The 13,410-nt window shown below is 48.8% G+C and carries 16 protein-coding genes; 5 read left to right on the top strand and 11 right to left on the bottom strand.

All coding sequences use genetic code 11. The features are described from left to right. Positions 1 to 6: 6 nt before the first annotated feature. The 4 genes from pgsA to IPK30_10265 form a co-directional block, all read right to left on the bottom strand. Complete coding sequence (gene pgsA, locus IPK30_10280; GenBank protein MBK8103635.1) at positions 7 to 570, bottom strand: CDP-diacylglycerol--glycerol-3-phosphate 3-phosphatidyltransferase; 564 nt, start codon at positions 568 to 570, stop codon at positions 7 to 9. Next, a complete protein-coding gene (locus tag IPK30_10275) occupies positions 570 to 932 on the bottom strand; it encodes a hypothetical protein (protein ID MBK8103634.1) in 363 nt (120 codons plus the stop codon). Before IPK30_10275 ends, pgsA begins: the two co-directional genes overlap by 1 nt. Positions 933 to 1,728: 796 nt before the next feature. Next, positions 1,729 to 1,899 (bottom strand): hypothetical protein, encoded by a 171-nt coding sequence (locus IPK30_10270; protein MBK8103633.1) that lies wholly within the window; start codon positions 1,897 to 1,899, stop codon positions 1,729 to 1,731. A 7-nt stretch (positions 1,900 to 1,906) separates the two neighbouring features. Beyond that, positions 1,907 to 2,686: an HPP family protein gene (locus tag IPK30_10265; protein MBK8103632.1), complete on the bottom strand. Its 780-nt coding sequence runs from the start codon at positions 2,684 to 2,686 to the stop codon at positions 1,907 to 1,909. Positions 2,687 to 2,958: 272 nt separating this feature from the next. Between IPK30_10265 and IPK30_10260 the strand changes: the two genes are divergently transcribed. Next, a complete protein-coding gene (locus IPK30_10260) occupies positions 2,959 to 3,189 on the top strand; it encodes a DUF167 domain-containing protein (protein MBK8103631.1) in 231 nt (76 codons plus the stop codon). Positions 3,190 to 3,247: 58 nt separating this feature from the next. Next, on the top strand, positions 3,248 to 3,829 hold the full coding sequence (locus tag IPK30_10255) for a hypothetical protein (GenBank protein MBK8103630.1): 582 nt from the start codon (positions 3,248 to 3,250) through the stop codon (positions 3,827 to 3,829). 12 nt (positions 3,830 to 3,841) lie between these two features. Here the strand turns inward: IPK30_10255 and IPK30_10250 are convergent, their stop codons facing one another. Genes IPK30_10250 through IPK30_10220 form a run of 7 tightly spaced genes read right to left on the bottom strand, consistent with a single transcriptional unit; the run spans position 3,842 to position 11,272 of the window. After that, positions 3,842 to 4,873, bottom strand: a complete 1,032-nt coding sequence (locus IPK30_10250) for a chemotaxis protein CheB (protein ID MBK8103629.1) — start codon at positions 4,871 to 4,873, stop codon at positions 3,842 to 3,844. Positions 4,874 to 4,876: 3 nt separating this feature from the next. Next, positions 4,877 to 7,174 (bottom strand): response regulator, encoded by a 2,298-nt coding sequence (locus IPK30_10245; GenBank protein MBK8103628.1) that lies wholly within the window; start codon positions 7,172 to 7,174, stop codon positions 4,877 to 4,879. A 56-nt stretch (positions 7,175 to 7,230) separates the two neighbouring features. Next, positions 7,231 to 8,634 (bottom strand): globin-coupled sensor protein, encoded by a 1,404-nt coding sequence (locus IPK30_10240; GenBank protein MBK8103627.1) that lies wholly within the window; start codon positions 8,632 to 8,634, stop codon positions 7,231 to 7,233. Positions 8,635 to 8,643: 9 nt separating this feature from the next. Continuing rightward, positions 8,644 to 9,186 (bottom strand): chemotaxis protein CheW, encoded by a 543-nt coding sequence (locus tag IPK30_10235; protein ID MBK8103626.1) that lies wholly within the window; start codon positions 9,184 to 9,186, stop codon positions 8,644 to 8,646. Beyond that, entirely contained in the window at positions 9,161 to 10,456 is a 1,296-nt protein-coding gene (locus tag IPK30_10230; GenBank protein MBK8103625.1) for a methyltransferase domain-containing protein, read from the bottom strand. The genes IPK30_10235 and IPK30_10230 overlap by 26 nt, the downstream gene beginning before the upstream one ends. After that, on the bottom strand, positions 10,453 to 10,845 hold the full coding sequence (locus IPK30_10225; protein ID MBK8103624.1) for a chemotaxis protein CheW: 393 nt from the start codon (positions 10,843 to 10,845) through the stop codon (positions 10,453 to 10,455). The genes IPK30_10230 and IPK30_10225 overlap by 4 nt, the downstream gene beginning before the upstream one ends. Positions 10,846 to 10,879: 34 nt before the next feature. Beyond that, positions 10,880 to 11,272, bottom strand: a complete 393-nt coding sequence (locus IPK30_10220) for a response regulator (GenBank protein ID MBK8103623.1) — start codon at positions 11,270 to 11,272, stop codon at positions 10,880 to 10,882. Positions 11,273 to 11,484: 212 nt separating this feature from the next. Between IPK30_10220 and IPK30_10215 the strand changes: the two genes are divergently transcribed. The 3 genes from IPK30_10215 (at position 11,485) to IPK30_10205 (ending at position 13,400) form a co-directional block, all read left to right on the top strand. Next, entirely contained in the window at positions 11,485 to 12,108 is a 624-nt protein-coding gene (locus IPK30_10215; GenBank protein MBK8103622.1) for a helix-turn-helix transcriptional regulator, read from the top strand. A gap of 100 nt (positions 12,109 to 12,208) precedes the next feature. Beyond that, positions 12,209 to 12,916, top strand: coding sequence for a helix-turn-helix domain-containing protein (locus tag IPK30_10210; GenBank protein MBK8103621.1), 708 nt, complete (start codon positions 12,209 to 12,211; stop codon positions 12,914 to 12,916). A gap of 7 nt (positions 12,917 to 12,923) precedes the next feature. Beyond that, positions 12,924 to 13,400, top strand: coding sequence for a hypothetical protein (locus IPK30_10205; protein ID MBK8103620.1), 477 nt, complete (start codon positions 12,924 to 12,926; stop codon positions 13,398 to 13,400). Positions 13,401 to 13,410 lie beyond the last annotated feature (10 nt).

Below are 13,410 nucleotides of genomic sequence, written 5' to 3'. Positions count from 1 at the left end.
AAATAACTATTCTTTTTTGTCCATGCCTTGCTGCAAATCAGGCCAAGCTGCCTTGATGTAGGCCAGCATGGACCACAAAGTCAGCACCGCAGCCACATAAAGGCACGCAATACCTGCACTGGCTAACCAGCCCAGTTCTTTATTTGCACCTAACAACAATAACAGCGCCAACATTTGCATGGCTGTTTTTACTTTACCCACGTAAGAAACAGCCACACTGGCGCGCTTGCCCAACTCTGCCATCCATTCGCGCAATGCCGACACCACAATTTCACGACAAATAATCACAATCGTCGGCAATACAAACCAGACATGCGGATAGCGATTTACCAGCAGTACCAACGCCACCACCACCATCAATTTATCTGCAACGGGATCAATAAAAGCACCAAACGGCGTGGCTTGATTCCATTTGCGAGCTAAATAACCATCCAGCCAATCTGTCACTCCCGCCAAACCAAATACCGCTGCACACAAAAAATTAGTCCACTGCATCGGCAAATAAAATAACAGCACGAACAGTGGAATCAATAAAATGCGTAGCAGTGATAAAAGGTTTGGGAGATTCATCACCAAACACCCACTTGTTGCATCATGGTTTTAAAACGCTCCATAGCTTTGAATTTCACTGCCAGTTCACGATGGTCTTCACCTTCTTCCACCCAGAACGCCTTGCCCCAGGGTGAGGGTGTCCACGGCAACACGCTGGAATGATAGGTGGCGGCAGGATCAAGCGAATCCAGAAACTCTTTGGTCATCAATTCCATGGGGCTTAACACCACATCAAAAGGCTGACCGTATTTTCCGTTAGCTTTGCGTAAATCCATCAAGATGTTAACAATTTCTGCGAGACGTTTATTTTTAGATGGCACGCCGAGCCAGCCATCATTATTTGCAGCGCGTTGAAATGCCGCTTTACTCGCACCACCCACCCACCCCGGCAGAACCCTGTTCCATAACCATCCGACACCGTGGCAACGCACTTGCTGTTGTTGTCAGTGCCGATAGCACGCTGTCTGCCTTTCCGGCAACCATCACCTTGTGTGATACGCAGACAGATGCGGTTATGACGTTTGCCATTGAGGAAACCCCCACAGCGCTACAGCAGTGGTGGATTCCGGAAGCAGACATACCCGCCGGACATTACCGTGTGTTGTTTCAGCCCGCACAACAGGCTGTTTGCGAAACTGCGTTGATAAAAAACCGCGCAAATCTGCGAATGAGATGCGCACGCTGTTTGGAAAATAACTCGCTGATCCGAGTGCGCCAGCAGCTGCACCGGCCACAGCACCGACAGCACTGCCGGCCTTGCGACCGTAATTGCGGGTTATAACTTGATGAGGCGATTTACAGAGAGGACATTGCAATGACATAAAAATTCTCCTTTGAAGGGGTGAATGTCATTGCGGTGATATATATCCAAGGAAAATTGGAGTGCCCAATTGGCCCAACAACGGTAAAACGGATGTCAGTATTGGAGTAGCTGATATGATTACCGCTCCAATTCATCCCCTCATCTGCGAAAGCGCTATAATTTAAAAAATAGTTTGAACCCGCGAAGGCATCCAATTTGGGGGCACAAGTGGGGGCACATCTGGCTGGATTTAGAATGATATTTACCTATATATCAATAAGATATTCTATTAATTCAACGGTCACCTCCTCCGCCATCTTCTAAAACCAGCCTTGCGCTGGTTTTTTATTGCTTTCCCAACTAACGAACCTGCATCAATTCTCTGGCTTATCACGCGTCCAATGGCTGGCATCGGGATACACGGGATATCGAGCCCAATCCGCAAAATCCTGGCGCGTCATCAATTGCGTTTTTCCTTTGCCTTTGCCCGCCACGGTTTTGACAATCACTTGTGGCTTGCGCGCATCGGCAGCATTGGCGTCCACTATCTGTCTAACGCCCCATTGCTCGCCGCGCAAACCGTTGCTGTAAAAAAGCGCCGGCCTCCAGTGCGTCTGCCGTCAACTTCGGCAAGCTGGATTCGATATTCGACAAGGCTTCATACAACAGTTGTATTTGCTCGTCGCTGATATCAAATGTTTCGTCCATGCCATCCAGCGCCAATGCCAATTCTTTTTCTGTAAACGGCGCTTCATGCAATAACTGCTGCAGTTGTTGTGGTGCGGGCGAGCTGTGACGAAAAGCCAAATACGCGGGATAACGACGCCATGCGAACGGGTAGTTCAATGCCACCGCAGCCAACAGGATAGACGCCACATTCAACAGCACGGGAGATAACAACAGATCCAACCCTGCGGCAGCTGTTGAAGCAGACTGCACCACAAACAAAGTTGTCGCTCCGCCTGGGGGGTGGATACAACGCGTTACATGCATCACGCCAATAGACAAACTGACCGCCACAGCACACGCCAGCACGCCCTGTCCCAATACATGCAATACCAGCAGCCCTGACAACGCCGAGAAAGTATGCCCGCCTAATACCGCCCAAGGTTGAGACAACATGCCGTGCGGCACGGTGAATACCAGCACCGCCGTAGCGCCCATGGAGGTCAGCAACCAAGGGGAAGCACCCAGTGATTCCGTCCATCCCAACACGGCCACCAGCGCGATACCTGCCAGCGCCGTGACGGAACCTACCAGCTGTTCACGCCAAGAAGGCACATGCTGAGGCACGCCCATGACATGCCGTAAACGCCAAATCCATGAACGCATCTCAAACTAATCCATCGATCAAAGATTCAGACCGCAAACACATACCACCGCCCAAGACCACGATTCTCAAAAGGCGCGAAATATATATATCTTTAAGGAAGATTCAAGCAGATAGGCGAGCTAGTCTGCACGGAGACAGACTTTCAGTTCATCGCGAGTAACACAAACCATGCTCATGCCAACAACAGCCTCTTAGGCAAATAAAACTTCACCGCCTATCGCCGTACACTTACCAAGGCTGATTTACAAACTTGGAAAAACAGCCGACAACCATGACCACCATCCTGCAAATCAAAGTTACACCGCGCGCAAAATCTGCCTCACTCACGCAAAACAGTGACGGCACATGGATCGCCAAATTGAAGTCACCGCCCGTGGATGGCAAAGCCAACGAGGAATTGATTGCGCTGGTGGCCGCGCATTTTGATTGCCGCAAGAAAGCCGTATCGATTAAATCCGGAGAATCTAGCCGCTTAAAACGGGTAGTTGTGGACCTAAGCTAATCCATATCAATAAATGATAATAATTATCATTTACAAGGCAGCGCTGGCGTCATAGGATGTGGCTCTACTTCTCAAACACGGACAGTACACCATGCACAACACCACCAATACCTCTTGCCTGTACCCCCAAACCCTACCTATTAGCGAGCTGGGGCAAGCAGAAACTCTGCTGCTGATGACACTACGCCTATGGGCCCTGCCGCATCGCAACCCCGGAAAACAATACCCAGACTGGCGCACAGGCTTGCTGCAGATAGGTGCGGGTACAGAGGCTTGTGCCGCTTTTGATGCGCTGGGTAGCCTATTCCTAAACTACAGCGAACGCGCCATGGATATACGCTGCACCTGCAACACCGAGCTGGGCGTCGACGAGGCGTGGTTCTTGCAAATTCTCGCCCAGCTCCATGAATACCGCTATTGGGACGCACAGGAAATTTTGGCGGATTGGCTGTCGACCGCCGTTGCAGACATGGCGCTGATGTGTGCCATGCACTTTGCACAATGTTTGAAAAAAGCTGGGGTTGTCATACCACTATTCGCGCGCGCTCCTGCTGAAATTATTGATTTTGCCGCTTTTCGAGCTTCGCGCCAGGTCGATGAACCGGCACCATCACGCAGTACATTAGCTACGCTGCATTAATGGAAACAACCATCAGCCAATATGTTTCTGCCGCAATAATTCAGCAATATCAGACAACGGTAAGACACTGCGCACTACACCTGCCGCGATGGCAGCTGCTGGCATACCAAACACCACACAACTGCTTTCTGCTTCTGCGATAGTCTGCGCGCCCTGCCGGTAAAGATGATGCATACCGGCGGTGCCATCGTTGCCCATGCCCGTCAAAATTATCGCTGCCACTTGCCCCGTGTGATGTGTGGCAATGGAATCAAACAACATATCGACACTCGGTGTAAAACGCGCAGCGGGATTTTCTACATGAAATAACACTCCGCCTGCACCGTACACCAAATGCCTGTCATCGGGTGCGAGATACACTTTGCCAGCCTGTGCTTTTTCACCGTGCTCTGGAATACAAATTGGGCAGCCTGTTTTTGCCAGCCATTCGCACAATGTTGCACCAAAACCTGGCGCAATATGTTGCGCGATCAACACAGGAAAATTAAATGCAGCACCCAAGGCTTCCAACAAACTGTATAAAGCAGCAGGGCCTCCGGTGGATGAACCAATCGCCAATAAATCCCAACGATCACCAGAAGCCAATAGCGAAGGCTCAACGGCTGGCGACACCGCCGCCGTGGGCAACCAGCGGCGCGTCACTTTTACTTGCGCCATGAGTTGCACGGTTTTACACAAGTTGTCGCTGAAGGCTTGGAACTGCGCTGGCTCCATGCCTTGCGGTTTGGCCAACACCGACACCGCACCCGAGCGCTGCGCTTCAAATGTTAAGTCTTGGTCTTTTCTATCCAGCTCTGCACTGAGCACCACAATCGGGCACGGCGCCTCCGACATCACATGGCGAATCACATCCATGCCATCCATGCCTGGCAAAAACAAATCCAGCAAAATGACATCCGGCTTCATGCGAATGGCAGCTTTTAATGCATCAATTCCATTATCAACAATCGCCAGAATTTCATTTTTTGAATCAACAGACAAAGCGCTGCGCACATAGTGTTGTACAACTAAATTATCCTCAACAACTAGGATGCGAATGCTCATGAATTAAACGTTAACAAAACGCCGGACGGTAGATAAGAAATAATCCTGCTGGAAGTTGCCTTTGACGATATAAGCATCTGCACCTGCAGCTATACCTTTTTTCATTTCCGCTTCACTGCCAACAGAAGTAACCATGATGATGGGAAGATTTTTATGTTGCCCGCTGCGAATATGCCGGCACAGCTCCAAGCCGTTCATGCGCCGCATTTCCAAATCGGTCACCACCAAAGAAATGCCATCTTCAATGCGCAGAATATCTGCTGCCTCTTCACCATCGGTTGCCACTAAAACACGATAGCCAGCCGCCTCCAAAATATTGCGTTCTAAAGTGCGCGTCGTGATGGAATCATCCACCACTAAAATAGCGCGCTGTGTTGCAAAACTGGCATCGACGGCCTGCTGATCTCCGTCATTATTTTCATCACTCTGCCACTGCACACCTGTGGAAACACTGCTTGCGCCAGAAATGGAATTGATTAAATAGCGCGCCTCCAACACCGGCATCACACTGCCATCCGCAAGAATAGCGCCACCGGCGTAGGCTTTAATATTTTCAAATTGTGGCCCCAGCGGTTTGACGATCATCGGAATTTCCCCAGGGATATCATCAACGATCAATGCCAACCGCTGCGTACCTGCACGCAAAATTACGATGGGATAAGCGCGCTGTCGCTGCTGCGGAATAAGTGCCGATAAATTCAACATCAAGGCTAAACTGGTAATAGCGATGGGGTTGTCATCCAAAAATAACACTTCGCGTCCTTCCACCATTGCTAAACTATCCAAACGCGTGCGCACTATGCGTTCTACCAAATCCAGCACCACGCCATAGCGTTCATTGCCAATTTGCAAAATTAAACCTTGCGTGGCTGCCAAACTGGTAGGCACGCGCAAAGTGATACAACTGCCGCCGCCTTCAAAAGTTTCCAAACCCACTGTGCCACCCAACTCACTAATCATGGTGGACACCACATCCATGCCAATACCACGACCAGAAACGGTATCAACACCCGCAGCAGTGCTAAAACCTGGGCGACAAACAATATCAATCAAATGTTCATCGGTCAGTTCATCCAGTGTGCGCGCCATGCCCAACGCATTGGCTTTTTGCAGAATTTTTTGTCGATTAAAACCCGCACCGTCATCGCTGATAGCGATATTGACATAGTCGCCGCGCAACTCCGCCGACAAACGAATAGAACCCGTTTCCGGTTTGCCAGCAGCAAGACGCTGCTCAGATTTTTCAATGCCGTGCCCTACAGAATTGCGCACCAAATGCAGCAAAGGTTCACGAATATGCTCCAACACCAGCCGATCAATTTCTATGCCTTTGTCATCGCACTCCAGCACCACAGATTTACCCAAGGAGCGCGCTGCATCTCTCGCCACAGCACGAAAAGATTCCAAAAAAGGCGCCAATGGCATCATGCGCACCGCGCGCAAACCGTTATCCATCGCATCGCACAACAAACTCAATTGCCCAGTCTGACTGCCAATTTGATGCGCCAAATGAAACAACTGTCTTTCTGTTTGTTTGATGTGGCCAGAAAACGATGAGATTTTGTTGTCAAACTTTGCTGCTGTGCGCGAAGGCAAAAATTGGCGGCATTCGCGAATATCGCTGCCAAGCAACCTCCACTGTGAAGTCAGTTCCGCCATTTGCAATTGCAATTCCTTGAGCTGCAACAGGCTATCATCCTGCTGCAAGCGAATAGCCACCAACTCGCCTACACTGGATTGCAAATTATCAATTTTAGATACCGCGACGCGAATCGTTTCACTCAAACCTGTTGCGGCATCCGTTGTATTGGTTTTCTGAACAGAATTTTTAGCACTCACTACATCCACTGTTGATGGCACTTCTGCAACGGTTTCCATTGCTTTCGGTGCAACAGCGCGTGCAGAAAGTTGCGCCGCAATGGCACTGCTATCCGTGCTTTTCAGCAAGGCCAGCGTCACTTCTGGTGCGTGTCGCTCACCTGGCGTGGCTGCTGCCTCGTGCAAAAATTGCAAACCTGCATGCAATAAATCCAACTGAAATGCTTGCACGCCCTCCTGCAACATGTGAAGCACCAAATCTTCCATGGCATGGCAGACATCGCGCAGATCATCTCTGCCAATAGCACTGGCAGAGCCTTTCAAAGAATGCAGCGCCCGCTTCAAAGCCTCCGCCGGCGCTTGCCTGTCTTGATCGGGAGCATCTTCTAAATCCAGCAGCGCCTGCTCTGCCTTTCGCAACAAATCAGGCGCTTCTTCAGAAAATGCCTGCAACAACGTATTGCGCAGTTCATTGGGATCCATAACCTACCTTCACCTCGTCAACTGTTTTATCAATAGTCACAGTGCTGTGAGTGAAATTAGGCGAGTCGCCATTCAACCTTGTGTTTTTGTACCGTTTTGAAAGAATCAATCAATGCGTTCATGTTTTCAGACAACTCGCGCAAATTGTGCGCAACCGCTTCTGTTTTCTTCACTGCCGCCAGCGCATCTTTAGAAGCCTGGCTGATTTGCTGCATCGCCACGGCAATTTGCTCAACACCCGCTGTTTGTTGCTGCGATGAAGACAAAATCAAGCGACCCGAATCGGCTGATTCGTTAATGGTTTGTGACAGACGGTGTATATTTTCACCCGCCATATTGGCCAAGCCCACACCGGCATCCACTTTCTTGCCACCCTCTTCTGTGGCAATCACCGCGCTGTTAGTGGCTTTCTGAATTTCACCCAAAATTCCTTTTACTTGATTGGTTGCCTGCTTGCTTTGATCCGCCAGCGTGCGAATTTCCGATGCCACCACAGAAAAACCTTTTCCGTGTTCGCCGGCGCGCGCCGCTTCAATCGCCGCATTCAAAGCCAACAGTTTGGACTGCTCGGCAATTTCATTAACCGATTGAATAATTTCACCAATCTGCTGTGTTTGCTCACTCAAACCCAGTATTTTTTCCGCAATCGCTTCCACTTGTTTCTGAATATCGTGCATACCGTGAATGGATTCCTCCACGGCCTTGGTGCCGTCTTTAGAAGCCAGCACTGCACCTTCCGATGAAGCAATTACTTTGGAAGCATTATCCAAGGCTTGCAGCGAAGTTTGTTTTACCTCGGCAACGGTGGCGGAAACTTCTTGCACAGAAGTCGCCTGTTCATTGGAAGTGGCACTCTGTTGCGTGGTGGCCGTTACAATCGCACCCGTCGCCTCAGACAGGCTAGAAGAAAACCCAGACAAACTATCAATAAATTTTTTCTTGAGTTCCTTCTCGCGGATATTCATTGCCTCAATATAAGTATCAATCGCAAGTTCCATATCCAAGAACACAAACTTAATTAAACTATTAATGCACTGCACCATCACTTGCGGCTTGGCTTTTTTGTCTTCCACAATAAATGGAATAATTAAGTTCAAATATCGAGAATACGCGCCGATATACCATTGCGGTTCCAAGCCGATACGCTCGTGCGTTCTACCCACACTCAAGCGACTCGCCAAATATTCCTCATCGTATTTACCACCCACCAAGGCCATAAAGAACCTAGCCTGCGCCTCTTTTAAGTTCTTGATGTGCTTATCGCTTTGCAAGAAGGCTTTTGTTTCTGCGTAGGCAAGAAAATGCTCATACAGATGATCCAGTATGACGGCAGAATTATTCTCCGCAATGGGTCGAATACCCACCATGCGCTCTTCATCTTCTTTATCAATCAGCAAAAAAGATTTGCGTTGATTGATGTCATAACCTTCCGTAGAGATTTGATCGCTATTGTGTTTCATTGCCTTACCTCACGCCATGTAGAATTGTGAATTATTAACGAGCTTTTCCATGTCTAAAAAAATCATGCCATCACTGCCTACACCAGCAATATAGTCATAAGCAGATAAAGAAATAGGTACTGCACAAATTTCAGCGTGACTGACATTGATGGTTTCCACCACGCTCTCGGCGAATAGCGCCACATGCCCTGCTACGCCATAACCAATCAGTGCCGAGCTTTGCTGTTTTGCCGCTGTGCTGGTATCTGCACTTTTATTCAAACTGCTCGCCAAACTGTAAATTGCGACAATTTTTCCTCGAAAGTTAATCAAGCCGCGAATATTGTTCGACACCAAGGGCAGCGCCGTCATCTTGGTGATGGGTCTAATTTCCGCCAACATACGCAAAGGCACTGCGTAACGCGTGCCGCACTCTTCAAAGACAATCATCTCTTCTTTGTCTTCATGGGAGTGATTTTCTTCACGGCGAAACCGCGCCGCTCTCTCCGCAAGAACTTCATGACTGTTTTTATCGAGTTTTTTATCTTCAACCGGCAATGCCAAATCCAGCATGGATAACCTCCTTCAGTTGGCCGGCATTTATTTCTTCGCAATAGCGCACAGGCTTTTCATCATTGCCGTCGTTTAATTGCTCGTACACCCATTGCGCTTCTGATTTGGCTACTGCTGTGTCACCTTGGCGCAAACGAATGCTCGCCAATAAATAAGCGGGAAACACAGCCGCAGGCTCAATAAAGGAAGCATTGCGCGCAGACTGCCACGCCAAATCGTATTCGTTGAGGTCCATCAACAACAATGCCAGCATCACATGGCTTTTCACATCAAAAGGATTGGCGGCTAAACGCGCATCCAATACTTCTCTGGCCTTGGTGTAGTAACCGCCATGAATCAAGGTTTCAATCGCATCGTGGTCGTGAAAAACTGGTTTTTCTTGCTGCTTAGAATGAACAACAACGTGCGTCTTTGGCGCACTATGAGCAGCAACAAACACTGCACTTTTTTCTGGCAACACGGGTTGCTCATGCGCTCTGTGCAGCAATCGAACGCCCTGCTGCCAAGTGACTTGCAAACCCATATCGGCGGGTGGATTGGGATCGCTGGGACCCAAAATCAATATGCCATTTTTGCTCAAGCAAGCCATCAAGTTTTTTACAATATGCGCAATGGCTGCCTCATGCATATAAATCAATACATTGCGGCAAAAAATCACATCGTACTGATGCGCAGAAACCAAAGGCTGCGTTAAATTGTGTTGCCGAAACTGCACAGCATTGCGCACCCAATCCACTACTTCTACCGAACGCGCTCCCACCTTTAACCACGATTGTTCGTGATGCACATCTACACCGCGCAATGACCACAAACCGTAATGTCCGCGCTGTGCAACTGCCAAGGCGCGCGAGCTAATATCCACGGCTTCTACAATTAATGACTTACCCGCTTGCGCTAATAGCGAATGCAGTGCAGCCGCCACAGAATACGGCTCCTCACCGGTTGCGCAGCCCGCACTTAAAATGCGCAGCGGCGCTGTGCTGTGCGCATGTTCCGCCAACCACTGCGGCAACCAGCAAGTTTTCAGCCACGCCAGTTGATCGGGGTGGCGCAAAAAATAAGTTTCGTGTACGGCAATTAACGAAGCGACAGCAGAGGCGTAATCTTCAAAACTTTCAAATTCGTTCGCTTGAATGGATAGACCAGATAAAATCTGATCGAGATTGACGCTCTCCAAATGAAAGCCCAAGTTCTGCTGCAAATGCATGCGCAGTACTTCGTTATCAATAGAAGCGACACTCCATTCATCATGCGCCATAGCAGAGATCACGCCACAAATTCCTGTAAATTCACGACGCGCACCATCTCTCCTTCCACTTTTGCCACTTCAAAGTGTGCAAGGTTAGCGGGTGCTATTATTTGTACTGCTTCATCCATCAATTCGTAGATTTGGTTAACTTCGCAGGCAATCAATGCCACATCTGAGCCATTGCACTGCGTTACAATCAAAAAGGCCTTGATATCCAAGTAGGCGTTTTCATCGGCACGCAACAAATCAAAAACTGGAATAATTTTTCCGCGATAGTTCAACAAGCCGCAGAATTGATTGCTGTCTGTCTGTTCATGCTGTAACGCCACCATGGGGATAACTTCCACCACTTGGCTTACGCGCACTAAACGAGAACCGGCACTGGATTGAAAATGAAGAAAGCTTTCCATTGCGACACCACAACTACTGAACAACTACCAAGCGCTAGGCGCCCACCTTTTCTTTTGCTGATGAATGCAACGCCTGACGAATGCCCTGTAGCAGGCGCTCCTCGCTACCTTCCTTGGGCAAATACCCGTCCGCACCACAGCTTTTGGCCATCTCCGCCAACGCCGCCGACGGCTCTGACGAATGCAGTAAAATTTTTATGCCGCTGCAAAAATTGCGCTTGCGCAAGGCTGTCACCGCAGCCACACCGCTGACCGCCCCCAACTGCACATCCATTAAAATTAAATCGGGTCGCTCCTGATTGACGATATTGGTCACCCACGCATTGCTGGCAGACAGCACTTCATAACCAGCTTTTGTCAGCACGCCGGTGACGAACTGCAAGTAAGTCTTGCTGTCTTCAACGACCAGTATTTTGGGTTTGTGCATGACCGCTTCCCTCGTCATCCCTCATCAGGTGACGGTCACGATAGCTAACAACGCACCTCTTCTCATTATGCGCGTGACAGGCAAATCACAAAAAACATGACAGCTTTCTCATTTTTTTCCTGACAAATCGATAACAATACGGTTCATGCCGTAATTTTTTAAAAATGTAGTAAGATTTTTTTGAATTACCTAAAAAATAAAAGGAAGCCCATATGGCAGATAAGGATATTAGCCACGCATTCAGCCTTAGGCTCAAGGAAGCACTACAGCGGCGCCGCTTAAAGGCCACAGATTTGGCAAGACTGACCGATGTTAGCGATGCCAAAGTGTCCGGCTGGATACACGGCAAAGGGCTGACCCTTACCAACCTCATTCATATTGCCGAAGCGCTACAGGTGTCACTCAACTGGCTGGTTCACGGCATAGGCAGCGAGCAATTGGCCGCCAACGGTCGGCTCAACCCGCTGGAAAAAGACCTCGTGCTCGCCTTACGACACTTCGGCACCGAGTCTGTCGATCACCTCAACCGCTTTCTCTCGCGTTTTTACTTGGCCAGCCTCGGCTCTTCTCTCAAACAATTTCACGCGCATAATCTTGCTGTGGATATGAATCCACCCTTTGCCATTCTCGACACACACGGCAAACTGCTGACCGCCAACCTAGCCTTCAACCAATTGCTGCGCTTGTCTGACGAACACATTACGCAAGCCATTCAGCAGGAATACACGCAATGGCTACCGCGTCATCTGCATACGCCAGTGCGTCATCTCATGAAAGAAACCCTGCAAAACGGTCACGCCGGCACTAAGAAAATTCAAATAACTCGCAACAGCTGAGAACAGTTTTTTTATTATCAAATCCAGAATGTTAGACATGCCAGATATACAGGCTGGCTGCGGTGTGCAAATGGTATTTTTCCCTTTGGAGGAAAAATAAATGCTCGATACCAAAGTAATGGAACGACTTAAAACAGCGATGGATTTTAGACACACCTCCATCACCGCACTCGCCATTGATATGAGTGTGTCTAAAGCCTCTGTTTCCGATTGGTTAAAAACGGGGAAAATTGCCTTTGAGCATCTAGCTAGACTGTCCTTATTGCTCAATATTTCACTGGATTGGCTCTTGCTAGGGCAAGGAAAAATGGAGCTGCACGGCCCCATACATCCATCCCGTGCAGAGCGCGAGCTCATCACGCTGCTACATGAAAATGGTGGCTCTCAAGCCTTAAACAGCCTGCATCACTTCATCAACAGCCTATTGCAATCCCAGCTCAGCAACGCCCCTATGCAGCAAATACTGGATTACAAAATGCTAGAAGACATGCACTGCCCTCTCTGCGTTATCAATACGCAAGGGATAGTGTGCGATGCCAATGATGCCTGCTTAACCATGCTGGGATTAGAAACTACCAAAAAAACTCGCTTCGTTAGCAACAATATTAGCAAATGGATTCGGCAAAAATATCTATTGCAAGCTATTGATCGTCTCAAGATCGTCACAGAAGATGGTGTAAAATCCTCCATGTATTGCGAGCTTATAAAAGCTGACTCTACGCAACAATTTATCCCTGTTACCATCGTTGCCAAGACGCGACAATATCACGGCGAAACACTCATCGACTGTCTTTTTTTGCAGGAATAATTGACTTATGACATCACAGCCATCGCCTGCGCATCTGCAACAACTGCTCATCGGCTATTTGGTCGCCGCAAAAACATCACTCGATGATGCGCAATACGAAACCGTAAAAAACATGCTGCCAAGCTACTTGGCACTCGCCAATGAAATGGTGACCGTGGAAGTGCTGGCTGATCGCAGCATCATGCAACAAGCTGTCCACTCACTAGCAGCGGGCAATAACATCGAAGAAACCCTGATGTACACACTGATGCTGCACATCTATGTGTTGCTGCGCAACGGCACGCGCCATCCTTTAGAAATGGGCATTATTCGACAAAAAATTATTGGCCTTTTGCCTGTTTTTAATCGCGCGCGTGAAAAAGGTTTTATTCGCGATGAGATATTTAACAGCAATGAATCACTGCTGATGAGCATTGCTGATAAAACAGAAGATATGGAAGAAGCTGTGAATATACTCGCAGCTGGTTATGCGCGTTTTACCTAACGAGGACACA

The organism is Cellvibrionales bacterium (assembly GCA_016713115.1).
Classification (GTDB): Bacteria; Pseudomonadota; Gammaproteobacteria; order Pseudomonadales; family UBA7239; genus UBA7239.
The sequence above is the reverse complement of the archived record's forward strand: the minus strand, read 5'-3'. Positions and strand labels throughout refer to the sequence as shown.